Source organism: Agrobacterium sp. MS2, assembly GCF_003261015.1.
GTDB lineage: Bacteria > Pseudomonadota > Alphaproteobacteria > Rhizobiales > Rhizobiaceae > Agrobacterium > Agrobacterium pusense.
Genome location: NZ_QLNF01000007.1, coordinates 166,764 through 191,892, shown reverse-complemented (window position 1 = coordinate 191,892; position 25,129 = coordinate 166,764). Strand labels below are relative to the sequence as shown.

The following is a 25,129-nucleotide window of genomic DNA, read 5'->3' as shown; positions in this document are numbered from 1 at the left end:
GAAAAAAGTGCTTGCAAAATGCCATCGGTAAAAAATAGATAAAAACAAGTTCTATCTATTTATTTAAGGATTGGGAGTGACGTATGGATCAGATGGCACTGCGGACTAACGAAAAGCCGGCCGCCTTGAGCGATGCTGGAACGAATTCCGCCGTTGAGGAGGCAAAAATTATCTATAATTTACCCTTTAACGATCTTTTCTTTCGAGCGCAGCAGGTGCACCGGCGTCATTTCGATGCCAATGCTATCCAGATGAGCCGGCTTCTTTCGATCAAAACGGGCGGCTGCCCCGAAGATTGCAGTTACTGCAGTCAGTCCGCCCGAAATCCGACCGGTCTGAAGGCTTCCAAACTCATGGAAGTCGAGCGGGTGCTGGCGGAGGCGCGCAAGGCGAAAGAAGGTGGGGCGACGCGTTATTGCATGGGCGCGGCCTGGCGTAATCCCAAGGAGCGCGACATGGAGGCTGTTGTCGCCATGGTCGAAGGCGTGAAGGCGCTTGGCATGGAAACCTGCATGACGCTTGGCATGCTGACGCCGGAGCAATCCGAGCGGCTGGCCGATGCCGGGCTGGATTATTATAATCACAACGTTGATACGTCGGAGCGGTTTTATTCCGAGATCATTACGACCCGCACCTTCGAGGACCGGCTGGCGACGCTCGCCAATGTCCGCGATGCCGGCATCAAAGTCTGTGCCGGCGGCATTCTCGGCATGGGGGAGACGGTCGAGGACCGGATTTCGATGCTGGTGACGCTCGCGAACCTTCCGGCTCCGCCGGAAAGCGTTCCGATCAACATGCTGATCCCGATCCCCGGCTCGAAACTGGCCAATGCCGATCCTGTCGATCCGATCGAATTCGTCCGCACTATCGCGCTTGCCCGCATCCTGATGCCGCGTTCGCATGTAAGGCTTTCTGCCGGGCGTACCGAGATGAGCGATGAGATGCAGGCGCTCTGTTTCCTGGCCGGCGCCAATTCCATCTTCATCGGCGAAACGCTGCTGACGGCGGATAATCCGGGGGAAGATCACGATACGGCGCTCTTCCGGCGGCTTGGCCTCAAGCCAATGGAATTGCCGCCTGTGGAAGCAGGAGGCTGCCGGTGAACCTTGCGGCGCTCTCCCCCTATGAGGCGAAGCTTGCCGGCCTCAGCCGCAAATCGCGGCTTCGTGCGCTTGCACCGCGCGAGGGGGTCGATTTCACTTCGAACGATTATCTCGGCCTTGCCGAAGCGCCGCGCCTGAAGGCGGCAATCGTTGACGCCATGGCAAGAGGCGTGCCGGTGGGCGCCGGTGGCTCGCGATTGCTGCGTGGCAATCACCCCGAACACGAGGCGTTGGAAGCGGAAGCGGCGGCGTTCTTCGGGGCCGAAAAAGCGATCTATTTCAGCAGCGGTTTTGCTTCCAATGTCGCGCTTTTTTCCACCCTGCCGCTGCGGGACGATCTTGTCCTACATGATGCCCTTATCCATGCCAGCGTGCATGATGGCATTGCGGCGGGAAAGGCCAAGGCGGTGGCTGTGCCGCATAATGAGGTCGAGGCATTCGAGCGGGAAATAATCCGCTGGCGGCAGGCGGGCGGTAAGGGGCGACCATGGATCGCTGCCGAGAGCCTTTATTCCATGGATGGCGATTGCGCGCCGCTCGCGGCGCTTGCCGATCTTGCCGAACGGCATGGTGGTTTTCTGGTTGTCGATGAAGCCCATGCCACCGGCGTCTTCGGCCCCGGTGGGCGTGGACTTGCTGCGGCACTGGAAGGCCGTGGCAATGTGGTGGCGCTTCACACCTGCGGCAAGGCGCTCGGGGCCTCCGGCGCGCTTTTGAGCCTGCCTGCGGTTCTTGCCGATTACCTCGTCAACCGCGCCCGTGGTTTCATCTATTCCACCGCGCCTTCGCCGCTGATGGCGGCGGCGGTGCGGGAAGCCCTGCGCGTCGTCGCGGACGAACCCTGGCGGCGGTCGCGACTGGCAGAACTGGTCAGTTTTACCGGCGAGGAGTTACAGCGCCAACTCGGCGTGGCGCCAAGCGGTTCACAGATCCTTCCGGTGATGATCGGCGACAATGCACGCTCGCTGAAGATTGCCGCGCAGCTGCGGCAAGGGGGCTTCGATGTGCGGGCGATCCGCCCGCCGACGGTGCCGGAAGGCACGGCGCGGCTGCGCATCGCCATCACGCTCAATCTGGAGGAAAGCCAGATTGCCGCCATGATCGGGTTGCTTGCCCTCTCGTTGCGGGAGCATGCAGCATGAGCCCCCGTTTTGTCATCTCTGGCACCGATACCGGCATCGGCAAGACGGTTTTTGCTGCAGCGCTCACCCATGCCCTCAAGGCTCATTACTGGAAGCCCGTACAGTCAGGGCTTGAGGAAGAAACCGACAGCGAGACGGTTGCAAGGCTTGCCGGCGTCGCACCTACGCGCATCCTGCCGGAAGCCTATCGGTTGAAGACGCCTGCCTCGCCGCATCTTTCGGCTCGTCTCGACAATGTCATGATCGATCCCGCATTTTTACGGCCGCCGCGGCTGGATGGGCCGCTTGTCATCGAAGGGGCAGGCGGGCTTCTGGTGCCGCTGACGGAGAGCGTGCTCTTCGTCGATATCTTTGCCCGCTGGCAAATTCCGCTCATTCTGTGCGCCAGAACCGCGCTCGGCACCATCAACCACACGCTGCTGTCGCTCGAGGCGCTGCGGCAACGCGCCATTCCGGTGCAGGGCGTGGTTTTCATCGGTGAGGAAGACAAGGAAAACCAGCGCGTTATTTCGAATATAGGCGCGGTGCGTCCGCTCGGCCGGTTGCCACGCCTGGCGGATCTGACCAGCGACGCGCTGCATCAGGCCTTCGCCCAACACTTCAATCTCGCTGATTTTCTGGAGGCACCGGAATGAGCCGTTCCCCGGTCTGGCATCCCTTCACCCAGCATGGGCTGGAACCGCCGATGAAACATGTGGTCTCGGCGCAAGGGGCGTTTCTGGTGGATGAGGATGGCAATCGCCTGTTCGACGCCATTTCATCCTGGTGGGTCACCACCCACGGGCACCGGCATCCGGCAATCATGGCGGCCATCCGCGCCGCCACCGAGACATTGGACCAGGTTATTTTTGCCGAATTTTCCCATGAGTCCGCTGAGACGCTCGCCCGAGGGCTGATTGAGCTTGCTCCCGCAGGCTTAAACCATGTGTTTTATTCCGACAGCGGCTCGACGGCGGTGGAGGTGGCGCTGAAAATGGCGCTCGGTTATTTCCACAATCGCGGTGAAAAGCGCGACCGTATCGTGGTGATGGAGCATGGCTATCATGGCGATACGATCGGCACCATGTCGACAGGCGAGCGCGGTGTGTTCAATGCCGCCTATGAGCCGCTGCTTTTCGGCGTCGACCGTCTGGCCTTCCCGGAGGCGGACAGCGAGCAGCGCACACTGGATATGTTCGAGGTCTATTGCCGCTCGGGCCGCATTGCCGCCCTGCTGATCGAACCCCTGGTGCTCGGAGCCGGCGGCATGAAGATCTATGGCGCCCATGTTCTTGCCGGGCTGAAACAGATAGCCGAACGCCACGGCTGCCTCGTCATCGCCGATGAGGTGATGACCGGTTGGGGCAGGACCGGAACCCTGTTTGCCTGCGAGCAGGCGGCAATTTCGCCGGATATTCTCTGCACCTCCAAAGGGCTCACAGGCGGTTCCCTGCCGCTGGCGGCAACGCTGTGCAGCGCAGAGATTTTCGATGCGCATTTTTCGACCGACCGTCGCAAAACCTTTTTCCATTCGAGCTCCTATACGGCCAATCCGATCGCCTGCGCCGCTGCCGTCGCCAATCTTCAGGTCTGGCGGGATGAACCGGTTCTCCAGCGCATCGGGCAGGTGCAACAGGCGCTGGGCGATAATATCGGGCGATTTGCAGATGATGGCCGTTTCGCCAATATCCGGCAGGCGGGCACCATCGCCGCGCTCGATCTTGTGGTGCCTGCTGGGGGGTATCTTTCCGCAGCGGGGCCACGCATGCGCCAGTTGTTCCGCGAGCGCGGTTTCCTCATCCGCCCGCTCGGCAACGTACTTTACCTGATGCCGCCGTATTGTTCGACGCCTGACGACCTGACACGCGCCTTTGACGTCATCGGTGAGGTTGCCGGGATCGTTACTCAGGCTGCACCGGTAAATTCGCGCGCCGCCGGGAGCTAGAAATGGAGATGCCAGGACCGTTGCGAAAGTCATGACAATGCAGACACGCTCTTCCCGTATGGCTGGTTTCGGCCATGCCGTTCCTGCCCGTTGCGTCGGCAATGCCGAAATAGAGGCCAACCTCGGGTTGGAGGCCGGCTGGATCGAACGGCGCACCGGCATTCGCTCCCGTTATTGGGCAGAGAAGGACGACACGCTGAGTGGCCTTGCGGAAAAGGCGGGCCGGATGGCGCTGGCGGATGCCAAGATCGATCCCGATAACATTGCGCTTACGCTGCTTGCGACCTCCACGCCGGACCATCTTCTGCCGCCTTCCGCGCCGCTGCTGGCACGCAGGCTCGGTTTGACGCGCTCCGGTGCGATCGATCTTGCTGGCGCCTGTTCCGGTTTTCTTTATGCGCTCACCCTCGCGGATGGTTTTGTCCGTACCCATGGCCGCGCCGTCCTTGTTGTCGCGGCCAATATTCTCAGCCGTCGCATCAATCCGGCGGAAAGGGCGAGCGCCGTCCTGTTTGCCGATGCCGCCGGCGCTGTGGTGCTCACCCCTTGCCCTGAGGCGAAACGCGGGCTGTTGTCGGCCGATCTCGTTGCCGATGGAAGCGGTTACGATCTCATCCAGATTGCGGCAGGCGGCAGCAGCCGGCCCTTTTGCGCTGATATGTCCGCCGAAGATGCCCTGATGACGATGCGCGATGGCCGGGAGGTTTTCTCCCGCGCCGTGGCGCTGATGAGCGAGACCTCACAGCGCGTGCTGGAAGAGGCGGAACTGACCGCAGCCGATATCGGCCGTTTCGTACCGCATCAGGCCAATGCCCGCATGTTTGATGCCGTCTGTGGCAATCTTGGTATCGAGCGGGGAAAGACGGTTCGCACCATAGAAGGCTTCGGCAATTCGTCCGCCGCCACCATCCCGCTTTCGCTGTCCATGACCAACAGCGGACGACCTTTCGCGAGCGGCGAAAATCTGCTTCTGACGGCAGCCGGCGCGGGCATGACGGGCGGAGCGGTTGTTTATCGCATCTAACCCCGCGGCGGCCTTCAGCGCCAGAACACGAGCGCCATGCCGATAACGACAAGAGCGGCTCCCACCCACGCACCAGATGCGGGCCGCTCCCCGGTTCTGAGCCAGAGCAATGGCAGGATGATGACCGGCGTGGTGGCCGAAAGTGTGGAGACAATGCCGACCTTTCCGCCAGAAAGCGCAAACAGCAGCAGCGTCATGCCGAAGCCGAGCGCGATCGTGCCGGTCAGCGCCGTCTGGAGGAAAATGCTGCCCGTCAATGGCCCCTTGGGTTTTACGGCCTTGATGGGGAGCATTGTCAAGATCGTAAGGCAGATTGCGGCGGCGCCCACCCGCAGCATGGATGCGGCGATGGGATCGACACCTGCTGCCATCACGGGCCTCGCGATCAGCGAGCCAACGGCTTGGCTGAGAGCTGCGAGAAGGCCGACGAGGACGCCAAGCCAGAGCGGTCCCTTCACGCTTTCCCATGCGTGCAGCTGCGACTTGCGTTTGCCGAAAAGGATGGCCAGCAGAACGCCCGCAAGGGTGAGGCCTATGCCGGCTATGGCTGTCACGGAAAGCTGTTCCCCGAGAACAGCCCAGCCAAGCACGGCGGCGATGGGAGCGTTGAGCGCAAACAGGATTCCGGAGCGGCGTGGCCCGAGCCGGTTGAGGCAGGTGAAAAGCAGCGTGTCGCCAACGAAGATGCCGATGAAGCCGGAAAGCAACAGCGCCCACAGCGCATCCGGTTGCAGGTCCCGCCAGGTTCCTGATGCGATGACGTAAAGACCGAGCACCGAGGCGACAAAAAGCTGCCTTGTCCTGTTGAAGGCAAGCGCGCCAAGATGCCCCGCCGGGCGGGCGGCGAGCAGCCCCGTTATCGCCCAGCAGGTTGCAGCGCCCACGGCGGCCAGTTCATAGAGTACCATCTCGTTCCACTGCTCCGCGGGCTTTTCTTATTCACCCGCCCCCATCATGCGTGCTTGCGCGCCCACCGCTGGTTCTGCGTTTGCCCGCCATAACCATAGGTGTCGCCATCCACGGCGTGAACCAGCACATAGCTTGCTTCGTGCACGGGGCCAAGCAGCCTGTTCATCTCTTCATAAACACGGCGTACCCATTCGGTCGTCTCGTCCTTGCTGTTTGTGTGATCGGTAATCGAAACCTCGACATAAAATGTGCCGACCTTCTGTTCGGCGACGCTCGATCCGGCGACGATCCAGTCGGCGGGATCGGCACTTTCGACGAGAACGGCGGTAACCGCCGGGTCTTTGTGCAGGATGTCCGCAGTCAACCGGGACAGGAGAGCGGCGATTTCCAGCTTCGGATCGTCAGCGTCTTGAGGTTTGGTGTAGCGGGTTTTGATCATGGGCATGGTGTTTCTCCTTGTTGCCGAAAACCACCTTGCGTAAATTTCATCATAATGAGAAGATAATGAGTAACATTCTATTCATAGCGATTTTATATGATTGACCTTGAAAGCGTCCGCCTCTTCATTTTCGCCGTTGAACTGGGCAGCCTGACTAGGGCGGCCGAGGCTGCGGGAACCGTGCAGCCCGTCGTCAGCCAGAAGCTGAAGATGCTGGAGCAGCGTCTCGGCAGACGGTTGATCGACCGCTCGCCACGCCACCTTCGGCTGACGGAGGATGGGCAGGTGTTTCTGCCGAAGGCCCGCGAGCTGCTGGCCAAACATGAGGATGCGCTGAACTTCAGTGACGAGCCACCGTTGCACTTTGCACTGGCGGCCAGCGATCACGCGATCGGGACCCGCCTTTCGGCGGCGATAAGAGCAATGCGCGCGTCGCTGCCGGCTAATGCTGTGATTGATGTGACCTTGGGTTTTTCCCGGCAGGTGAAGGAAAACTTCGCTTCCGGACTGGCCGATGCCGCAATCATCCGTCGCAATGGCGGCGGGTCCGATGGCGAAGTGCTGCGCACTGACAGGCTGGGATGGCGTGTGGCCCCGGACTGGCGACCGCGCACCAACAGCGCCGTTCCGCTTGTCTCTCTTGGGGCGGGGTGTGGTGTCCGGGATATTGCGATAGCCGAGCTCGGAAAGGCTGGCGTCGCCTGGCGCGATGCATTCACCGCTGGAAGCTGTTCTGCGCTTCTGGAAGGAGTGCTTGCCGGCGCAGGCATCGCAGCCCTCGGCGAGATCAGCGCGCGAGGCTTGCCGGATCGCGGCCCCGAGCTGGGCTTGCCACCGTTGCCAATCTCTGACATCGTGCTTCTTTCCCGCGCGCGCACACCGGCCCATGCCTCAGCCATCAGGGCGCTCGCCGCCGCGACATCGGCCGCGGGTGAGTAGCGTCGGAATGATATCCGCTACGAGACAAAAATCGAGGATGTAAAGGGAGTTAAGGTGTTGGCTGGGGAACCTGGATTCGAACCAAGATCGACGGAGTCAGAGTCCGCTGTTCTACCATTGAACTATTCCCCAAAAGCCTGAAACGCGTTGTCGCGTTCGCTTTGGTGGGTCGTCATATAGATGATTTATTCCGGGGCGCAAGTCGAAAAAATCGAAAAATGCGTTTTATCCTGCTTTTGCCTTTCGTCTCTGTGTCAGAGCCTTGCGCGGGTGGAACGCGGGGTGGAGAGCAGCAGGCTGGTCTCGCTGCCGGTAATCCCGGGCACGAGGCGGATGCGGCGGAGCACGGCGTCGAAATCGCTAAGTGTCGCGGCATTCAGTTCCACGATCAGATCCCAGCGGCCGTTGGTGGTGTGGATTTCGGAGATTTCCGGAAAGCCGCCGAGCGTACGGATAACGCGGTCCGTCACATGGCCTTCGATCTCGATCATCATGATGCCGCGGATTGCGGCTTCAACGGCGTCGGCGCGCAGGATAACGGTATAACCGATGATCGTACCGTCATTTTCCATTCTTTCGATGCGCGAGCGAACCGTCGCGCGCGAGGTTTCAGTCTCCACGGCCAGGTCGGAGATGCTGCGCCGGCCATTATGCCGCAGAAGGGTGATGAGGCGTTCGTCGAGTTTGTCCATACCTGCCATTTCGATAAAATGATTTTACCAAAACGGTAGCTTATTTCGATAATATTGCCAATCTTTGATGTTCGTTCTGCCATGTCTCCGTGGTCTAGTGGAGTTATCGGTCGGGAAAATGAGGACGGGAATGGATATCAGGCTTGTTGGTGCGCCGTTGCAGATCGGGGCCGGGCAATTGGGATGCGAAATGGGGCCGAGCGCCTATCGCGTCGCGGGGCTTGCCCATGCCCTCGAAGAGCTGGGGCATCGGGTGGTGGATACGGGCAATGTGACGCCCGCGCCGCTTCGGGAATTTTGCCATCCGAATCCTGCCGTACACCATCTTTCCGAGACAGTGGCCTGGACAGAGGCGCTGACGGAAGCGGCCTATCGCGAAAGCGCGGACGCCGTGCCGATCTTCCTCGGCGGCGACCATGCGATTTCGGCGGGGACGGTTGCCGGCATGGCGCGCCGCGTGGCTGAGACGGGTCGGCCATTCTTCGTCCTCTGGCTCGATGCTCATACAGATTATCACACCCTTGAAACCACACGCAGCGGCAATCTGCATGGCACGCCGGTCGCCTATTTCAGCGGGCGTGACGGTTTTTCCGGTTATTTCCCGCCGCTTTCCCATGCTGTTCCGGAAGAGAATATCGGCATGATCGGCATCCGCAGCGTCGACCCTGCCGAGAGGGCCGCTCTGGAAAAAAGCGGCATCACCGTTCACGACATGCGTTCGATTGACGAGCATGGCGTTGCCGTGCTGCTGCGTGAATTCCTGGCGCGGGTTCAGGCGGCAAACGGGCTTTTGCATGTCAGCCTCGATGTCGATTTTCTGGAGCCGTCCATCGCGCCGGCTGTCGGCACCACGGTGCCGGGCGGCGCGACATTCCGCGAAGCCCATCTTGTCATGGAGATGCTGCATGACAGCGGGCTGGTCTGCAGCCTCGATCTCGTGGAACTCAATCCGTTTCTCGATGAGCGCGGCAGGACCGCGACGCTGATGGTGGATCTTGCCACCAGCCTGATGGGCAAGCGGGTCATGGACCGCCCGACGCGGGCCGGCTGAAAGGGGTGATGTGATGACCGTGATACCAAACCTCAATATCGTGCCTTTCGTAAGCGTCGATCACATGATGAAGCTGGTGCTCAAGGTGGGCATCGACACGTTCCTGCGGGAGCTCGCCGATGTGGTGGAGGAGGATTTCCGTCGCTGGCAAAGCTTCGACAAGACCCCGCGCATCGCCTCCCATTCGACGGAGGGCGTCATCGAGCTGATGCCGACCAGCGACGGCACGCTTTACGGCTTCAAATATGTCAACGGCCACCCGAAGAACATGAAGGAGGGCCGCCAGACCGTGACGGCCTTCGGCGTGCTTTCCGATGTCGGCAATGGTTATCCGCTGCTTCTGACCGAAATGACGATCCTGACCGCGCTGCGCACTGCCGCCACCTCCGCCGTCGCGGCGAAATATCTCGCCCGCCAAAACGCCCGTTCCATGGCCATTATCGGCAATGGCGCACAGAGCGAATTCCAGGCGCGGGCGTTCAAGGCCATTCTCGGCATCGATACGTTGCGGCTGTTTGACATCGACCGCTCCGCCAGCGAGAAATGCGCCCGCAATCTCGCCGGGCAGGGCTTTGCCATCAAGATCTGCGACAGCGCGGAAGAAGTGGTGGAAGGCGCGGATATCGTCACGACGGTCACTGCCGACAAGCAATATGCGACGATCCTGACTGACAACATGGTCGGCCCCGGCATCCACATCAACGCTGTTGGCGGGGATTGTCCCGGCAAGACGGAATTGCACCGGGATATTCTGTTGCGATCCGACATTTTTGTCGAATATCCGCCGCAGACGCGTATTGAGGGCGAAATTCAGCAATTGCCGCCGGATTACCCCGTTACCGAGCTGTGGCGGGTCATAACGGGTGAACAGCAAGGCCGGGCAAACGACAGGCAGATCACACTGTTCGACAGCGTGGGTTTCGCGACTGAGGATTTTTCGGCGCTGCGTTATGTACGCTCAAAACTGCCGTCCACCGGGCTCTATACGGAGTTGGACCTGCTGGCGGACCCGGATGAGCCGCGGGATCTTTTCGGCATGTTGCTGCGCTGCGAGGCGGCTCTCGTCTAGGCCGGCTCCGGCCGGCAAGCATATCAGCCTTGCCGGCGACCCTTCCTTGCGGTCATGTGTTCCCGCCAGATGGTGAAAAGACCTGCTGCTATGACGATGGCCGCGCCGATCACCATATTGGAAGTCACGACCTCGCCATAGATGGTGACGCCGATGATGGAGACGAGCACGAGCTGGTAATAGGAAAAAGGCTGCACGGAAGCCGCATCCGACAGTTCGAAGGCTTTAATCAGGCAGTAATGGCCGCTCATGCCGGTAATGCACAGGGCCAGCATCCATCCCCAGTCATGGGGCGCCAGACTGACCCAATAAAACGGGCCAACCAGCGTCAGGGCGGCCGCGCCCGCCACGCCGGTATAAAAGAAGCTTGTCATGGCCGTATCGCTCCGGCTGCCGAGCCGCGTCAGCACACCATAAAGCGCCAGCATGAATGCGGCGACGAAGGTGATCAGCAGGCTCTTGTCGAAACCTTCGCCATCGGGTTTGAGAATAACGAGAACGCCGATGAAACCGACAAAAATAGCGCACCAGCGCCGCCAGCCCACTTTTTCTCCCAGCAGCGGCACGGAAAGCGCCGCGACGATGAGCGGGGCGGAAGCGATGATGGAATGGCTGTGGGCAAGGCCGACGATTGCGAAGGAGAAAATCGAAAAGACGATCTGTACGGCAAGGAGGACACCACGGCTGATCTGCAGCCAGGGGCGATTGGCGATGGCGGCACCGCGAATGCCGCCTGAAGACTTTGCCGCCATCAGCAGAACGAAAACGGCAAAGGCCCAATAGCGCAACATGGCGACGAAGACCGGTGGGTAGGCGCTGCCCAGATGTTTCGATATGCCATCCTGCGCCGCAAAGATCGTGAAAGCGACAAGCGCATAAAGAAAACCGGTCTTGGCTGATGGCATGGAAAAACCGCTGTCCGGAGTTTGCCGGCAAAAAAAGGATTCGGCGTGAATGAGATGGATATGGCCATATGTTATGGCCGCACCTTGTCAGACAACCTTATTTTCCGAATAGCAGCCATGCAAGCCCGGAAGCAGCCTGTTGTGGATTTGAGCGCCGCGGATCAATGTGGGATCTGGACGATGTGCCCGATATGCCCGCTGGCGAGGCCTTGGGAAAGGCACGGCTGTCCGCCGTCGACAATTGCGCGGCGGACAGAGAGTTCGGCAAGACGCGCGGCGCTACGGCCGCTACCTCAGGCGATCGTCACGACCGTTTTCGACGTTGCGGATTTCAGCGCCGCATCGGCGAGCTTCAGCGCGATCAAACCGTCCTTGATGGAAGGAGAGGGCGCGGTGTTATTTTCAATGCTGTCAATGAAAGCAGTGATTTCCGCAGCATAGGCTGCCGTGTAACGCGTCATGAAGAAATCATGCAGCGGTGGCCGGGTGTAACCATCCGCATTGGCGATTTCGATGGAAACCGGGCGCTGGTTTTCTGCCGCTGCCGAACCGAGCGAACCGTGCACTTCGATGCGCTGGTCGTAACCATAGGTCGCGCGGCGAGAGTTTGAAATAATCGCCTGCCTGCCGCTTTTCGTCGTCAGAACGATGCTGGCGCTGTCGAAATCACCGAGTGTGCCGATCTCCGGATTGACCAGAACGGAACCGGTGGCGAACACGCTTTCCACTTCCTCACCGAGCAGGAAACGGGCCATGTCGAAATCATGAATGGTCATGTCGCGGAAAATGCCGCCGGAAACCTTGATATATTCGGCCGGGGGCGGGCCGGGATCGCGACTGGTGATTGTCACCATTTCGACCTTGCCGATGCGGCCGTCGTCGATCGCCTTGTGAACAGCCTGAAAATGCGGGTCGAAACGCCGGTTGAAACCGAGCATGACCTTCGCACCGGTCTCTTCCACCACCTTGGCGCAGGCTTCCGCGCGGGCAACATCGAGATCAACGGGCTTTTCGCAGAAGATCGCCTTGCCGGCGCGGGCGAAACGCTCGATCAGATCCGCATGGGTGTTGGTCGGCGTGCAGATGATGACCGCGTCGATCGTTTCGTCGGCCAGAACCTCCTCGATCGTGCTGACCTTGCAGTGGGCCTCCCGCGCGATTGCTTCCGCAGCGCCGGCCATGGCGTCCACGACAGCCACCAGCTGCGCGCGGCTGTCGGTGGTGATCGCCTTTGCATGGACCTTGCCGATCCGTCCGGCGCCAAGCAGGGCCAATTTCGTAACCATTTTTCCTCCGGTTCCTTCACACGTCCGCCCGTCACTCCCGGACAGGCAGAATATGAATGCAAACAATGTTTCGATATAGAATATATGTTCCATTTTGCTAGATCGACAGGCATGGCGTGTCAAGCGATTTGACGTCGCACAGGGCAGCCGAAATCACGGCTCCGGAGGGTGTCGGGGAGATGCCGTTCGGCTTAAAATGCGCCGTTACAAGCTGGGCAGCAGGCGCAGCCCATCAGGCGGCAACGGGCGCCGATGCGGGATTTTGCGGAAGAGCGTAAACTTCGACCGGGGTTTCGAGGCCGCGCAACAGCCAAGGGCCCAGACTTTCGAACCCGGTCCCGTTGCCAGCCATGCGCACGAATTCTTCGGAGAAGAGAACGTTGCGCCCTGTTTCCTTGGTCAGCGTCTCAAGCCGCGATGCGATGTTGACGGCGGGTCCGATGACGGTGAAATCGAGCCGGGTTTTCGAGCCGATATTGCCGTACATGACATCGCCGACGTGAACGCCGATGCCATAACCCAAGGGGTCATGGCCTTTTTGCCGGTTGATCTCGTTGAGTGCGATCAGGCTCCGTTGCGCCCTGGCAATGGCCTTCAGGAGGTTTCCGCAAGCATCCGGGTTGCTGAGCGGGAAGATCGCCAGCAACCCGTCGCCCATGAATTTCAGGATTTCCCCGCCAAATTCCTCGATCGGATCACACATGGCGTCGAAATAACCGTTCAGAAGCTCGATCACATCGTCACGCGGCCATAGATCGGAAATATGGGTGAAATTGCGCAGGTCGCAGATCAGGATTGCTGCTCCCACCGTCATGCCGCTGCCGCGTGTCGTGGCGCCGTTCAGGATTTTTTCGCCCGCATGTGGTCCCACATAGGTTTCCAGAAGGGTGCGTGTCATCCTGTTCTTCAGGCGTATCTCGCTCACCAGCGCGAGCGCGGGCAGGAGGTTTTTCAGCGCGACGATCTCTTCGTCGGAAAAGCCGCCGGGGCGATCGCTGGAAAACGATGCGACGTGGCGTTTGCCGAACGTGTGCTCAATAGGCCAGGCGCAATAATCCGTCAGCCCTTCCGACCGCAGCTCCTCATAGATCGTGTAACCTGCTTCGTCGATGGCGTCGACGTTCAGGCGATGACGGATTTCGCTGGCGCCCTGGTGAATGTCCCTGATCGGGCTGTTGAGATATTCGGGGGTGTTTTCCGAGCCGTAGCCATAAGTGACGATCTCGGCTTCGGACATGCCGGCTTTCCATAAAATCCGCGCGCCCAGCCATTGCGGATGGCGGATACGGAAAGCCAGAACGCCGCGCGCCACCGAAATTCCGCTTGCCCGCAAGCGGTTGCAAAGTTCCACGAAGATTTCGTCGATGAAGCGTTCGTCCTTGGTGCCGGTGACCAGCCAGTCGAGAGTCTCGGTTTTCTCCGCCGGCCACAATTCAGCCAATGCTGAAGAAACCCGTTCTTCGGTGTCGAGCGTAAATGTCATGGCGGGATTCCGGAGGTTGTTGCTGCTCTCGGCGGGCGGGATACATGTCGAATGTCGCTGAACGTCCCCGCTCGCGAATTGCATGTGGTGCCGGATAACGAAAATGTTAAGGGAGCGGATGCGGAAAATGTTCCGAAAGAACCGGCAGCCTCCGGGCTGCGTGCGCCGCCTCGATGTTCCCGGGAACATCTTCCCGGCGGCGCTGAGATTTTTCGTGATCGATATGAAAGATCAGATAACGGTTTCGACCGGAATATGCAGCGCGGCGGCAACACGCCGGATGCGCAGGGGATCGCTGTCAGTGCCGTCTTCCAGGGCACGTATTTCGCTCGTGGTGAGGCCACAGGTCACGGCAAGCTGCTCGATCGTATAGCCGGCAAGATTACGCGCTGCCAGGACCTTTTTGGCGAAAGGAGCATCGGTTTCGTGATCGGAATCGGGTTGTGAAACTGAAATTGTCATTATTGCATCTCCCTGATGATGGACACTTAAATGCGGGCGGCAGAGAAAAGTTGCCGGGCCGAATGCGACCGCGTTGCCGGAGAAGAAATCGGTGTTGCAACGCAGCGAGGAACATAGCCGCTTCGTTGACCTACGCAATAGTTAAATTTTGTTAAGATTCGTGATCGCCGAATTGACGAGGCACGTTTCCATGCGAAAGCGGCTGCGAAACGGTCCTTTTTTACCTTCCGGATAGTCTGCAAGGGGCCGCTACAGCATGCCCCAGGCGCGGAAACGGCCGCGACCGGTAACTTCCCGCAATTCCAGCTGGTTTGCGAGGCCGATTGCGCCCTGTGGCGTGGTGCCGAGTTCCTTCACGATCATGGCTGCCGAGACCACGGGGCGGGAAACGACCAGTTCCACGAGTTCGGGCAATCGCGAAGAGGAACGGCGGCCGGCCAACTTGCGCATCATCCGCTCCCGCGCGTGGCTCAGCCGGTCGTGTTCCTTCATGCTGGCCAGCGCCGCCTCATAAAAACTGTCGAGAAGTGCGAGGATGCGCTGTGTCTGGTTCCTGGCGTGCCGCCGCTCCCGCGGGATGGCACGAAGACCGGCGCTCAGGGCCGGCAGGTGATCGGGCGTGACAGCGCCATCGCGCAGAAAAGCCGAGGCCAGAAGCCGCCCAAGCCAGGGGCTGCGCTGGAGCACCTCTATCATGTTCCAGGAATCAAGCAGGATGGCGGTGCGCAGAATTGCCGGCAGTTCCTCCGTCCTCGACTGCACGTCCCACCATTCTTTCAGCCGTTCGTCTTCGTCCCAGTCAGGCTCGTTGATGAGCGCATGGCTTTCCTCCCTGTGCATCGACGGAAGCGCGTTTCCCGTGGTGATCGCATCGAGCGTGGCTGCGCTTCGCGCCAGAAGGGCGTCGAGTTCGGAAAAAGCGCCGTCCAGCGATGTCTCAGCCTCATGTGCCTCCTCACCCGCAGGCTGATCGATGGTCTGCCGTGCGGGCAGCATCTCTTCGGCGGCGGGCGACGCCCTGCCGCGCAGCCGGGAAAGACCCGGTGCAGTGAAAGCCCAGCCGGCCGCATTGGCAAAGATCAGCCGCCGCGAGCGGAGGATTCGGTGTGCCGCCGTCATTTCATGGCTTGGCGCACGCACATCCATATGGGCGTCATGCAGCACGAGGTCTTCCATGTGCACGAGTTCGCCGTCCACCCACATGGCGGAGATGGCGTCGGTGAAATCCTGCCTTTCGATGAAGCCCTGTTTCATCGGCGATCTGCTTATCCGCTCGTCCAGCCGCGCCAGCGCTTCGCCCGCGCGGGCGGCGGCGATGAGGAGCTTTTCGAGCTGGATGTCGGATATGTCGTAAATCATTGATATATTTTAGTTTGAGCTGGCGCGGCTTACAAGGCGGTTCAAGGTCGTCCAGTTTTCCTTCGATGGTTTCTGCCCAGCAATCGTGATAAAAACGGGTGGCGAAAATGCCGGGGAGGAGGAAGTCTTTCAGACGCCACAGCTGCTTTTTCAGCAATATTGCAACGCGGTATAAACTTGCGCATCGCAACATGGCGGGTATATACCCTCGACAGGAGCGACAAATTATCACACCTTCCGTTCGCCCTTCCATCTCCAGACGAAGATGAATTGGAGTCAACCCGTGAATATTATGGCAAATGGTCCCGCCGCCGCGCCGGACCAGAAAACCCGTTTGAAATCCATTATCGGCGGATCGGCGGGTAATCTCGTCGAATGGTACGACTGGTATGTCTATTCGGCTTTCACCCTTTATTTCGCGCCGGTGTTCTTCCCCTCGGGCAATCAGACGGCCGAACTCTTGAGTGCCGCTGCCGTTTTTGCCGTCGGATTTCTGATGCGGCCCATCGGGGCCTGGTTCATGGGCACCTATGCAGACCGCAAGGGCCGCAAGGCGGGTCTGACCCTGTCCGTCACCTTGATGTGTCTCGGTTCGCTGCTGATCGCGATTACGCCCGGCCACGAAACGATTGGCATTGCCGCCCCCGCCATTCTGGTATTTGCAAGGTTGCTGCAGGGCATCAGCGTCGGCGGCGAATATGGCGCAAGCGCGACTTACCTCAGCGAAATGGCCGGCAAGAACCGCCGTGGTTTCTTCTCCAGCTTCCAGTATGTGACGCTGATTTCCGGCCAGCTCCTTGCGCTTGCCGTTCTTCTGGTATTGCAGCGGGTTTTGACCCCAGAGCAGCTCGGTTCCTGGGGCTGGCGGATTCCCTTCTTCATCGGCGGCCTTCTGGCCATCGCGGTATTTTATATCCGACGGGGCCTCGCCGAGACCCAGTCGTTCGAAAACGCCAAGACTGGCGCCGCCGACAAGCCGAAATCCAGCGGATGGGCGCTTTTCAAGCATTATCCGAAGGAAGCGCTGATGGTCATGGCGTTGACGTCGGGCGGCACGCTCGCCTTTTACGCCTACACCACCTATCTGCAGAAGTTCCTCGTCAACACCTCGGGCTTCAGCAAGGAAAGCGCCACGGAAATTACCACGGCGGCGCTTTTTGTCTTCATGCTGTGTCAGCCGCTTGCCGGTGCGCTGTCGGACAAGATCGGCCGTAAACCGCTGATGGTGGGCTTCGGCATTCTGGGAACGCTGTTCACCTATGTCATTTTCAGCACGCTTTCGACCACAACCGATCCGATCATGGCTTTCGGCCTCGTGCTGATCGGCCTGCTGATCGTCACCGGCTATACCTCGATCAATGCGGTGGTGAAGGCGGAAATGTTCCCGGCCCATATTCGCGCGCTCGGCGTGGCGTTACCTTATGCGCTGGCAAACACCATATTCGGCGGAACGGCGGAATTCGTAGCCCTGAAGTTCAAGCAGATCGGCCACGAGAACTGGTTCTTCTGGTATGTGACGATCATGATCGCGTTGTCGCTGGTGGTTTACGTGAAGATGCGCGACACGCGCGACCACAGCCATATCCACGAAGACTGATCGGCTTACACAAAAACCAGCATAGCCCCGCCCTTCCGGCGGGGCTTTTTCTTTTTTGCGTTCAGGCGGCTTCGCTGGGAATGATCACGCGGGCTTCAAAACCGTCCTGCTGACCTTCTGCGGGAGAGGAAAGCACCAGTTTTCCGCCGGTCTGTTCCACCAGGCTTTTGACGATGGCCAGACCGAGCCCGGTGCCGTCAGCCGTAGACTGGCCTCTGGTGAAACGTGTCGTCAGCTTGGGCAACAACACCGGATCGACGGTCGGCCCGGCATTTACGACGCGGATCGCGCCGTCTGTTTCCGCAATCACCTGCACGGGGCTTTTCGGCGGGCTGTGAATCAACGCATTTTCGAGAAGGTTGCGGATGATGATACCGAAGGCATCCGGACCGATCCTGCCGGACAGGGCGCCTTCACAGCGATTGGTGAAGCGGATGCGAGACGCTCCTATCGCCGTCCTGCTCATATCGTCGATAACGAGTTCGAGCACGGGGATGAGATCGCTTGTCTTATCCGTGAGCCCGATCCTGGCTTCAGCCCGGGACATCTGAAGCAGTTTCTCAGCGAGGTGGGCGAGGTGCTGCAGGGATTTTTCGATGTTTTCAACGCGTGGCGCAAGCTCCGGGGGGATATCGGCGTGCAGCCGCTGCGCCTGCGCCAGCGCACCGGCAATCGGGGTTCGCAATTCGTGGGCGCTATTGGCGGTGAATTCCCGCTCGGCGTCGATTGTCGAGCGCAGCCGCCCAAGCAGCAGGTTGACCGATCGCGCAATGGGGTGAAGTTCGGGCGGGAAGGGTTGAGTTGCAAGCGGAGCGAGATTGCCGCCGTCCTTCTTGCCGATTTCGTCGCGTAAGGTTTGCACCGGATGAAGCGTTCGCCGCACGACGAGGATGACCGCAAAAATGCTGGCAGGAATGAGAATGAGCACGGGCAACACCAGCGCCGTGCCTGCCTCCACGATTGCCTCGCGGCGATTTGCGAATGCATCGGCGACCTGCAGGAAATAGTTGCCGTCGGGTGAGGCGACCGTGAAGATGCGCTGCGACGATGTTTCTGAAAAACCGGGGTCGAGAGAGACTTCGAAAGGCTCCGTCGAACTGTCATGCGAATGCAGCACGACCTGGCCTTCTCGGTCGCGAACCTGATAGGTCAGATATTCCGCTCCCTCCGCCGACTGGTTGAGCTTCTGCGCGGCCGGCGCGGTATTGTTCTCACGCAGGTCGTCGAGCAGAAGCGGCAGCAGTCTTTCCGCGGTTTCCTCGAGACCGGCATCGAAAATCTCAGCGAACTCGTCCTGCATCACCATGACGCCCAAACCGCAGGCGAGAAGCCATGATATGGCGACAACGCTGGTCAGCGCCATCACGAGTTTGCGGGTCATGCTGGTCGGTCTGGCCATCTGTATCTGCCTGGGGTTCGTCTATTTGATCGTGTAGCCAACGCCACGCACCGTCTCGACGCGGTCATGGCCGATTTTCTTGCGCAGCCGGCTGATATAGACTTCGACCGTGTTGCTCTCTATTTCCGCGCCGAATTCGTACAGGGTGTCGTGCAGCTGCGCTTTCGAGACGACTGCGCCGGGATGCTCGACCAGTTTCTCCAGCACGGCCCATTCGCGGGCGCTGAGCGTCTGCGCCGTGCCATCGACCGTGATGTTGCGCGCTACCTGGTTGATCTCGATGCCGGGCAGGCGGATGACGGGGGCGGAACGCCCCTCGTAACGACGCGAGACCGCCAGCATGCGTGCTGAAAGTTCGTTGAGATCGAAAGGCTTGACCAGATAATCGTCCGCGCCGGCATTGAGCCCGGCAATCCGGTCGGAGACCTGGTCATGCGCCGTCAGAATGATGACCGGCGTGGCGTCGTCGCGCTTGCGCAGGCTTTGCAGAAGGGTGATGCCCTCGCCGTCAGGCAGTCGCATGTCGAGCAGGATCAGGCCGTAACCCATCGTCAGCGTCGCCGCCATGGCGTCGCCCAGCGTCTTGAACCAGTCGACAGCGTGACCCGCCGCGGCCACATGGTCCCGCAGCGCCTCCCCCAGCACATGATCGTCTTCAACAAGCAGAACCCGCAAGACAGCTCCCTCTATCGCGTCGTCTTGCGTATCTTGTTCTCCGGATAAGCGTCAAGCACTGTCTGTTCAGCTCGTCCGGCGTTGGGTACAGCCGCTGAAGACATCGAGCGAGGGATCGTAGACCGAGGTGGAGACGTTCATCATTCCAAGGATGCTGTGGAAATAATTGTCGTGCGAGCGCCCGCCCTCTGCCGCGCTTTTCGCAAGGCAGGCCTTGTCCAGTCCCATGGATTTGGCAAAATCGTCATCGAACCACACGAGAAACGGCACATGGGTCTGCTGGTCGGGCGCGAGGAGATAGGGCGCGCCATGCAGGTAGACGCCGTTTTCGCCAAGTGACTCGCCGTGGTCCGAGGCGTAGATCATGCCTGTTGCCAGCTTGTCGGAACGCGCCTTCAGCTTGTCGATCACGGTCGAGAGGAAGTGGTCGGTATAAAGAAGCGTGTTGTCGTAGGAGTTGACGATTTCGGCGTCGCTGCAATTGCCAAGCTCGGCGGTGCGGCAGTCCGGCGTGAACTTGCGGAACTCGTCGGTGTAACGCAGGTAGTAGGTCGGACCATGGCTGCCCATCTGGTGCAGCACGATGACACTATCCTTCTTGACGTTATCGAGCCAGGCGTCGAGCTTGTCGAAAAAGATGTCGTCGCGGCATTCCCCGCCGGTGCAGAAGCGGCTGTCGTTGGTGGAGGGCAGGTCGAAATAGGGGATACGGTCGGCGACGTCCTTGCTGCCGGTATTATTGTCCAGCCAGGTCGCGCTGACCCCTGCATGGACGAGGACATCCATGACATTTTCATTCGCAAGCGCCTTCTTGTGGCTATATTGCGAGCGCGTGAATTGCGAGAACATGCAGGGAATGGAAATCGCCGTCGCGGTGCCACAGCTCGTTGTGCTGGGGAAATAAACCACATCGCGCTTCTTGAGCTCCGGATTGGTTTCCCGCCCGTAGCCATTCAGCGAAAAATTCGCCGCGCGGGCAGTTTCGCCCGCAACGATGACGGTAATGCGTGGCTTATGCACGTTACCCAATGCGGGCAGGACTTTGGCGTCCTTGCCGATTGGGCTGACTTGAATATCGACTTCCTTGCCGGCCTGCGTGAAATAATGCACCGTCGACATGATCGGTGACAACGGATTGACGCTCTTGACGATATCCTTGTGCTGGCGAATGGCGGTGGTGAAGGTCTTGGAGTTGGCGAAGCTGATGATGCCGGTTATGGCAAGGCAGACCAGGATGCTGATCGTGTTCCACAGAAGCTTGTCGAGGATCGGCCGATGCCGGATGCGGACGGCGACGACGACGAGGGACGGCACCAGCCCGTAAATCGCCATATGCCAGAGAAAGCCGGGCGTGATCAGATTGCCCGCTTCCGCCTGCGTCGTCTCCATGGCGTTGCGGATCATGTCGCTGTCGATGACGATACCGTAGCGATCCATGAACCAGGACGCCGCCGCCGCCGCGAAGATCAGGACGATCAGAAACGGCCTGAGGAGATATTTGGCGGAGAAAATCGTGATGAGCGCGCCGAAAAAGGCGATCATGGCAACATAGAGCGCGACGATGGCGACCGGATAGGCGGAAAGATAGGTATGAACCTTCGACCAGAATGTCCGGTTCGTGAAAAACAGAAGATAAGCCGCCGTTAGCAGGCTCAGCGCCACGCTGCCGATTTCCGGACGATAAGTTGTTGTTCCCGTCGCTTTCGCGGTAAAAAGAGCCACTGCCAGATCCACCAAATTTTCGATAGGCCGGCGGCGATGACAAGCGAGCGCAAACGCCCCTTTCCGGTTTGCCGCATGGGCCGGTCAATGGCGCATGCAGGATTTTGCTGACATCAACCTGAAAGCTTGTCATGAAAGTGTCATGTTGCATGGCATTGCCTCCATAGTGTGTGTGGCGCTGTTGCCGCGGAAAGACCATCAGTTGAGCCCGACAATGCCGGTTGCGGTGGTGCGCGTCGAAAATATCCGCGTTGCGCGGACCGGCAGCAGGCTGCCGGCGGGCAGGTTCTGGAAGGTCACGGTTGCCCCGGAAAGCACAGTCAGGCAAAGATGTCCGCCATTGCCCACATAGATCGCGCGTGTGGACGAAGGAAGCGGCTTTGCATCGTCCGGAACGACGTCAAAAGCGTGGGAAGCCGGTGATTCGAGGCCGGCGGCGTAGTGGTCGTAAATCTCAGCCATTGCTGTCTCCCATAAATCGAAATCTGTCGCGATTATGCAGTGGGCCGGGGCGGCGGGGAGATGCGGGGAAGGAGATTTTTGCCCCGGTCCCCGGAACGACGTCCGGCAGGCAGCCATCTGCCCGGCAATTCCGGGCATTGCGGCGCACCGTCGTCGCTCGATCAATGCCGCGCGACGGAGGGCGGCCGATTTTTCGTCCCCGGCGAACAAGGTGCGACACGGATATTTCCCTCCACGCGGCTCAATTGCGGGCGTGGAGAATGAAGGCCCTGACGGCGGGGGAGGCTTCGGTTTTCCGGTGGGCGATAGCGAGGTCCGACGTCGTGGCGCTTGCCACAAGCGGCACATAGCGCACGCCGGGCAACCGCAGGCAATCAAGCGAGCGCGGCACCAGCGCAACGCCAAGGCCAACGGCCACCATGCTGACAATGGTCGTGTAGTCCCTGCCTTCCGGGCTGATTGCCGGCTGGAACCCGGCTTCGTTGCAGGCCTCGATGGTGTTGTAATGAAAGCCGACATCCGGCGGCTGCCTCGGCGTGATGAAGGTTTCATCGGAAAGATTTTTCAGATCGACCTGCGGGGCAAAAGCCAAAGGATGGTTTTCCGGCAGCGCTGCCATCAAGGGCTCCCGCAACACCACGTGGGTTGTCACACCTTCCGGAACAGGGGCGGGCGGGCGGATAAAGGCGAAATCCAGATTGCCGTCGGCAATCCTGGCCAGTTGCAGCCGCATTTCCATCTCGATCAATTGCAGCTCCACATCGGGATGGGAGGCGCGGAAACTGGCGATCGACTGTATCATCAACCCGGAATAGGCGGCGGAGGCGACATAACCGATGGAGATGCGCCCGGTTTCGCCGCGGCCGACACGCTTTAGCGTTGCAAGCGTCGCTTCGGCATTCGAAAGGATTTTCCGGGCATCCTCATAAAGAAGCTGGCCGGGCATGGTGAGCTTCACCGACCGCCTTGTGCGATCAAGCAACGGCATGCCGACGATCTGTTCAAGCGCCATGATCTGCTGGCTCAAACCCGGCTGGGCAATGCCGAGGCGGGCAGCGGCGCGCTCGAAATTGCGCTCGTCCACCAGCGTGGTGAAATAGCGCAGATGCCGCAGCTCGAACGCGTCAGCCCGGTTCGCCGGTTTTCTGCCCATTGTCAGCGCCTTTTTTGGCAGGTTTTGAATAATTCCAAACTATTATGGAGAGAGATTTCATAATCAAAAATTATGAAAAAATCCAGTTTCACTTATTGGATCGAAATCCACACCTTGCGTAATAAGATGACTTTAATTCTCCAGTAAATGACCGCCTATGGTGGCTGCGGGTGACGAGGGATTTTGGCGTGCAGGGAAAAACCAAACACATTTCCATTCTGGCTGGTGGCTGCGCCGCCATTGCTTATGTGGCGTTCCTGGCCCCGGCTTCCGCCCTTGCTCAGGACGCCGGAACCACGGTGCTGCAGACCATCACCGTCGACGGCGCGAAAAATCAGGACCCCAAGGCGCCCGTGAAGGGTTATGTGGCGAAAACCAGCGCCAGCGCCACCAAGACAGGGCGATCCCTGATCGAGACGCCGCAATCGGTATCCGTCATCACCAGAGATCAGATGGATGCGCAGGATGTCCGCAATCTCGGCGAGGCGCTGAATTACGTCCCGGGGGTGGTTGCGCAGCCGTTCGGCGCCGATCCGCGTTTCGATGCGCCGCGCATTCGCGGCTTTCAGGGGAATCAGCTGCAGTTCCTCAATGGTCTGCGGTTGATGCGGACGGCCGGTGCGCCTTCTTTTGAGGTCTACGGTCTAGAGCGCGTGGAGGTCATTCGCGGGCCCGCTTCCGTGCTCTACGGGCAGGGCAATCCCAGCGGCCTTATCAATCTCAGCAGCAAACGGCCGACCTTCGAACGGTTCGGTGAAGTCGGTGCGCAGATCGGCAGCTTCGATTATTATCAGTCGATGTTCGATATTGGCGGCCCGGTGGCGGATAGCGACAGTTTCGCCTATCGCCTGACCGGCCTTGCGCGCAACGCCCATGCCCAAACGGACAATTTGCAGAACGACCGTTATTTCATCGCGCCGGCTCTCACATGGCAGCCGGACGAGGATACGAAGCTGACTGTTCTTGCCTCCTATCAGCACGACAATCCGAGTTCGCCCTCCGGTTTGCCGCCGGCGCTGACCTATTTCAGACCCGGCAATATGCTGGACCGCAGCTTTTATGTCGGTGATCCGTCCTTCGATACATCAAACCGCAAGTTCACCAATATCGGTTATGAATTCGAACACCGCTTCGATGAGACTTTCACCTTCCGTCAGAATGCGCGTTATTCCAATTTCGACTGGTCCTACCGCGCGCTCGGCATGTCTTCGACCAGCGGCGGCATGATAGGCAATCTCATCCGTCGCAATGCGACGTTCCAGGACGAGCTGCTGAACACCTTCAACATCGACAACAGCCTCCAGGCGGATTTTTCCACGGGGCCGATCGATCATACCCTGCTTGTCGGGCTGGATTACCGCTATTTCGACAATAACGTCAAAACCGAGTTCTGGGCCGCAACGCCGCTCAATCCCGTCAATCCTGTTTATGGCGGGCCGATCAGCCTTACCGCGCGCACGCTTTATGCCGATGTGAAGACCGATATTTCCCAGATCGGCCTTTATGCGCAGGACGAGATGGCGATCGAGAACTGGCGCATCACTGCCGGCCTGCGGCAGGACTGGGCAAGCACCAGCGGCACGACCTTCAATGGCACCACCTATCGCACGCTCGACAAGGATGACCACAAGCTGACCGGTCGTGTCGGCGTCAGCTATCTGTTTGATGGCGGGATCGCGCCCTATGTCAGCTATGCAACCTCCTTCGAGCCGGTGCCGCAGCCGGCTGTCGGTGATGCGCCAAAACCGACCACCGGTGAACAATGGGAAGCGGGTGTCAAATACCAGCCGGAAGGTTTCGACGGTTTCTTTTCGGCGGCGATCTACGATCTGAAACAGAAGAACGTCACAACGACGGTGGGTGGCGTGACGCAGCAGATGGATGAGGCGCACGTGAAAGGCCTAGAGCTTGAAGGCGTTGCAAGCCTTGTCGACGGGCTCGACCTGCGTGCGGCCTATACCTACATGGACAGCGAGGTCTCCGGCCGTGTGAATAATGGGAACGAGCTTGATAGCACCCCCCGGCACGCCGCCAGCCTTTGGCTCGATTACACCTTCCCGGAAGATACCGCGCTCGAAGGTTTCGGCATCGGCGGCGGTGTTCGTTACGTTGGAAAACGTTATGGCGATGCCGCCAATACCTTTGAGATGAAGGGGCTCGCCCTGCTCGATCTCGGCGTGCATTACGAGAAGAACGGCTACCGCGCCTCGCTTATGGTGCAAAACTTGACTGATAAAGAATATATTTCTAGTTGCTCCACTTTCGGATGCTATTACGGTGACGGAAGAACGGTCATGGGCAAGCTGACCTATCGTTGGTAACGCCACATCTAAG

23 protein-coding genes and 1 tRNA gene are annotated in these 25,129 nt (G+C 59.7%); 10 read left to right on the top strand and 14 right to left on the bottom strand.

Features of this window, described 5'->3' with window-relative positions:
- The first annotated feature begins 83 nt into the window (after window positions 1-83).
- From bioB to bioZ, 5 genes are read left to right on the top strand one after another with little or no spacing between them, the layout of a single operon-like run.
- Window positions 84-1,103, top strand: a complete 1,020-nt coding sequence (bioB, locus tag DOU54_RS02540) for a biotin synthase BioB (RefSeq protein ID WP_113730444.1) — start codon at window positions 84-86, stop codon at window positions 1,101-1,103.
- On the top strand, window positions 1,100-2,245 hold the full coding sequence (locus DOU54_RS02535) for an 8-amino-7-oxononanoate synthase (protein ID WP_113730442.1): 1,146 nt from the start codon (window positions 1,100-1,102) through the stop codon (window positions 2,243-2,245). Before bioB ends, DOU54_RS02535 begins: the two co-directional genes overlap by 4 nt.
- Complete coding sequence (gene bioD, locus DOU54_RS02530) at window positions 2,242-2,880, top strand: dethiobiotin synthase (protein WP_113730440.1); 639 nt, start codon at window positions 2,242-2,244, stop codon at window positions 2,878-2,880. Before DOU54_RS02535 ends, bioD begins: the two co-directional genes overlap by 4 nt.
- Window positions 2,877-4,169, top strand: a complete 1,293-nt coding sequence (locus DOU54_RS02525; RefSeq protein ID WP_022563393.1) for an adenosylmethionine--8-amino-7-oxononanoate transaminase — start codon at window positions 2,877-2,879, stop codon at window positions 4,167-4,169. Before bioD ends, DOU54_RS02525 begins: the two co-directional genes overlap by 4 nt.
- A 37-nt stretch (window positions 4,170-4,206) precedes the next feature.
- Window positions 4,207-5,193, top strand: coding sequence for a 3-oxopimeloyl-[acyl-carrier-protein] synthase BioZ (gene bioZ / locus DOU54_RS02520; RefSeq protein ID WP_113380760.1), 987 nt, complete (start codon window positions 4,207-4,209; stop codon window positions 5,191-5,193).
- Window positions 5,194-5,207: 14 nt separating this feature from the next.
- On the opposite strand, the gene DOU54_RS02515 is transcribed toward bioZ, so the two are convergent.
- Both DOU54_RS02515 and DOU54_RS02510 read right to left on the bottom strand, forming a co-directional pair.
- Complete coding sequence (locus tag DOU54_RS02515; protein ID WP_113380695.1) at window positions 5,208-6,101, bottom strand: DMT family transporter; 894 nt, start codon at window positions 6,099-6,101, stop codon at window positions 5,208-5,210.
- Window positions 6,102-6,145: 44 nt separating this feature from the next.
- Complete coding sequence (locus tag DOU54_RS02510) at window positions 6,146-6,547, bottom strand: tautomerase family protein (RefSeq protein WP_113730438.1); 402 nt, start codon at window positions 6,545-6,547, stop codon at window positions 6,146-6,148.
- A 90-nt stretch (window positions 6,548-6,637) separates the two neighbouring features.
- Here DOU54_RS02510 and DOU54_RS02505 point away from each other — a divergent pair, with 90 nt between their 5' ends.
- Entirely contained in the window at window positions 6,638-7,480 is an 843-nt protein-coding gene (locus tag DOU54_RS02505; RefSeq protein WP_113730436.1) for a LysR family transcriptional regulator, read from the top strand.
- Window positions 7,481-7,538: 58 nt separating this feature from the next.
- Here DOU54_RS02505 and DOU54_RS02500 read toward each other — a convergent pair.
- Window positions 7,539-7,612 (bottom strand) — tRNA-Gln (locus tag DOU54_RS02500).
- A gap of 122 nt (window positions 7,613-7,734) precedes the next feature.
- Window positions 7,735-8,172, bottom strand: a complete 438-nt coding sequence (locus tag DOU54_RS02495) for an Lrp/AsnC family transcriptional regulator (RefSeq protein ID WP_035207623.1) — start codon at window positions 8,170-8,172, stop codon at window positions 7,735-7,737.
- A 130-nt stretch (window positions 8,173-8,302) separates the two neighbouring features.
- Here DOU54_RS02495 and rocF point away from each other — a divergent pair, with 130 nt between their 5' ends.
- On the top strand, window positions 8,303-9,223 hold the full coding sequence (gene rocF, locus DOU54_RS02490) for an arginase (RefSeq protein ID WP_006698143.1): 921 nt from the start codon (window positions 8,303-8,305) through the stop codon (window positions 9,221-9,223).
- A 13-nt stretch (window positions 9,224-9,236) separates the two neighbouring features.
- The gene (ocd, locus tag DOU54_RS02485; protein ID WP_034500187.1) at window positions 9,237-10,292 is read left to right on the top strand and encodes an ornithine cyclodeaminase; all 1,056 of its coding nucleotides are present in this window, start codon (window positions 9,237-9,239) and stop codon (window positions 10,290-10,292) included.
- A gap of 23 nt (window positions 10,293-10,315) precedes the next feature.
- On the opposite strand, the gene DOU54_RS02480 is transcribed toward ocd, so the two are convergent.
- From DOU54_RS02480 to DOU54_RS02455, 5 genes are all read right to left on the bottom strand, one after another.
- Window positions 10,316-11,197, bottom strand: coding sequence for a DMT family transporter (locus DOU54_RS02480; RefSeq protein ID WP_044459498.1), 882 nt, complete (start codon window positions 11,195-11,197; stop codon window positions 10,316-10,318).
- 293 nt (window positions 11,198-11,490) lie between these two features.
- Window positions 11,491-12,483 carry an inositol 2-dehydrogenase gene (gene iolG / locus DOU54_RS02475; protein ID WP_113730554.1) on the bottom strand — a complete coding sequence of 331 codons (993 nt, stop codon included), beginning with the start codon at window positions 12,481-12,483 and terminating at the stop codon, window positions 11,491-11,493.
- Window positions 12,484-12,715: 232 nt separating this feature from the next.
- Entirely contained in the window at window positions 12,716-13,966 is a 1,251-nt protein-coding gene (locus DOU54_RS02465; protein ID WP_060942213.1) for an adenylate/guanylate cyclase domain-containing protein, read from the bottom strand.
- Between the two features lie 231 nt (window positions 13,967-14,197).
- Complete coding sequence (locus DOU54_RS02460) at window positions 14,198-14,428, bottom strand: helix-turn-helix domain-containing protein (protein WP_004437583.1); 231 nt, start codon at window positions 14,426-14,428, stop codon at window positions 14,198-14,200.
- Window positions 14,429-14,677: 249 nt separating this feature from the next.
- A complete protein-coding gene (locus DOU54_RS02455) occupies window positions 14,678-15,787 on the bottom strand; it encodes an RHE_PE00001 family protein (RefSeq protein WP_113730434.1) in 1,110 nt (369 codons plus the stop codon).
- Window positions 15,788-16,079: 292 nt separating this feature from the next.
- Between DOU54_RS02455 and DOU54_RS02450 the strand changes: the two genes are divergently transcribed.
- The gene (locus DOU54_RS02450; RefSeq protein WP_044459494.1) at window positions 16,080-17,384 is read left to right on the top strand and encodes an MFS transporter; all 1,305 of its coding nucleotides are present in this window, start codon (window positions 16,080-16,082) and stop codon (window positions 17,382-17,384) included.
- 61 nt (window positions 17,385-17,445) lie between these two features.
- Here the strand turns inward: DOU54_RS02450 and DOU54_RS02445 are convergent, their stop codons facing one another.
- From DOU54_RS02445 to DOU54_RS02425, 5 genes are all read right to left on the bottom strand, one after another.
- Window positions 17,446-18,783: a sensor histidine kinase gene (locus DOU54_RS02445; protein ID WP_113730432.1), complete on the bottom strand. Its 1,338-nt coding sequence runs from the start codon at window positions 18,781-18,783 to the stop codon at window positions 17,446-17,448.
- A 21-nt stretch (window positions 18,784-18,804) separates the two neighbouring features.
- A complete protein-coding gene (locus DOU54_RS02440; protein WP_004437591.1) occupies window positions 18,805-19,458 on the bottom strand; it encodes a response regulator transcription factor in 654 nt (217 codons plus the stop codon).
- A 66-nt stretch (window positions 19,459-19,524) separates the two neighbouring features.
- The gene (locus DOU54_RS02435; RefSeq protein ID WP_044459493.1) at window positions 19,525-21,192 is read right to left on the bottom strand and encodes a phosphoethanolamine transferase; all 1,668 of its coding nucleotides are present in this window, start codon (window positions 21,190-21,192) and stop codon (window positions 19,525-19,527) included.
- Between the two features lie 186 nt (window positions 21,193-21,378).
- Window positions 21,379-21,642: a spike base protein, RCAP_Rcc01079 family gene (locus DOU54_RS02430; RefSeq protein ID WP_113730430.1), complete on the bottom strand. Its 264-nt coding sequence runs from the start codon at window positions 21,640-21,642 to the stop codon at window positions 21,379-21,381.
- Between the two features lie 241 nt (window positions 21,643-21,883).
- Complete coding sequence (locus DOU54_RS02425) at window positions 21,884-22,795, bottom strand: LysR family transcriptional regulator (protein WP_112765955.1); 912 nt, start codon at window positions 22,793-22,795, stop codon at window positions 21,884-21,886.
- Between the two features lie 170 nt (window positions 22,796-22,965).
- Here DOU54_RS02425 and DOU54_RS02420 point away from each other — a divergent pair, with 170 nt between their 5' ends.
- A complete protein-coding gene (locus DOU54_RS02420; protein WP_279877455.1) occupies window positions 22,966-25,116 on the top strand; it encodes a TonB-dependent siderophore receptor in 2,151 nt (716 codons plus the stop codon).
- Window positions 25,117-25,129 lie beyond the last annotated feature (13 nt).

Excerpts from the sequence above, each read along its gene's own strand:
- DOU54_RS02510 (WP_113730438.1), bottom strand. The coding sequence starts at position 6,547 with ATGCCCATGATCAAAACCCGCTACACCAAACCTCAAGACGCTGACGAT.
- DOU54_RS02455 (WP_113730434.1), bottom strand. The coding sequence starts at position 15,787 with ATGATTTACGACATATCCGACATCCAGCTCGAAAAGCTCCTCATCGCC.
- DOU54_RS02495 (WP_035207623.1), bottom strand. The coding sequence starts at position 8,172 with ATGGACAAACTCGACGAACGCCTCATCACCCTTCTGCGGCATAATGGC.
- DOU54_RS02515 (WP_113380695.1), bottom strand. The coding sequence starts at position 6,101 with ATGGTACTCTATGAACTGGCCGCCGTGGGCGCTGCAACCTGCTGGGCG.
- bioD (WP_113730440.1), top strand. The coding sequence starts at position 2,242 with ATGAGCCCCCGTTTTGTCATCTCTGGCACCGATACCGGCATCGGCAAG.
- DOU54_RS02450 (WP_044459494.1), top strand. The coding sequence starts at position 16,080 with ATGGCAAATGGTCCCGCCGCCGCGCCGGACCAGAAAACCCGTTTGAAA.
- DOU54_RS02480 (WP_044459498.1), bottom strand. The coding sequence starts at position 11,197 with ATGCCATCAGCCAAGACCGGTTTTCTTTATGCGCTTGTCGCTTTCACG.
- bioZ (WP_113380760.1), top strand. The coding sequence starts at position 4,207 with ATGCAGACACGCTCTTCCCGTATGGCTGGTTTCGGCCATGCCGTTCCT.
- iolG (WP_113730554.1), bottom strand. The coding sequence starts at position 12,483 with ATGGTTACGAAATTGGCCCTGCTTGGCGCCGGACGGATCGGCAAGGTC.
- bioB (WP_113730444.1), top strand. The coding sequence starts at position 84 with ATGGATCAGATGGCACTGCGGACTAACGAAAAGCCGGCCGCCTTGAGC.
- DOU54_RS02460 (WP_004437583.1), bottom strand. The coding sequence starts at position 14,428 with ATGACAATTTCAGTTTCACAACCCGATTCCGATCACGAAACCGATGCT.
- rocF (WP_006698143.1), top strand. The coding sequence starts at position 8,303 with ATGGATATCAGGCTTGTTGGTGCGCCGTTGCAGATCGGGGCCGGGCAA.
- DOU54_RS02525 (WP_022563393.1), top strand. The coding sequence starts at position 2,877 with ATGAGCCGTTCCCCGGTCTGGCATCCCTTCACCCAGCATGGGCTGGAA.
- DOU54_RS02425 (WP_112765955.1), bottom strand. The coding sequence starts at position 22,795 with ATGGGCAGAAAACCGGCGAACCGGGCTGACGCGTTCGAGCTGCGGCAT.
- ocd (WP_034500187.1), top strand. The coding sequence starts at position 9,237 with ATGACCGTGATACCAAACCTCAATATCGTGCCTTTCGTAAGCGTCGAT.
- DOU54_RS02430 (WP_113730430.1), bottom strand. The coding sequence starts at position 21,642 with ATGGCTGAGATTTACGACCACTACGCCGCCGGCCTCGAATCACCGGCT.
- DOU54_RS02445 (WP_113730432.1), bottom strand. The coding sequence starts at position 18,783 with ATGGCCAGACCGACCAGCATGACCCGCAAACTCGTGATGGCGCTGACC.
- DOU54_RS02505 (WP_113730436.1), top strand. The coding sequence starts at position 6,638 with ATGATTGACCTTGAAAGCGTCCGCCTCTTCATTTTCGCCGTTGAACTG.
- DOU54_RS02465 (WP_060942213.1), bottom strand. The coding sequence starts at position 13,966 with ATGACATTTACGCTCGACACCGAAGAACGGGTTTCTTCAGCATTGGCT.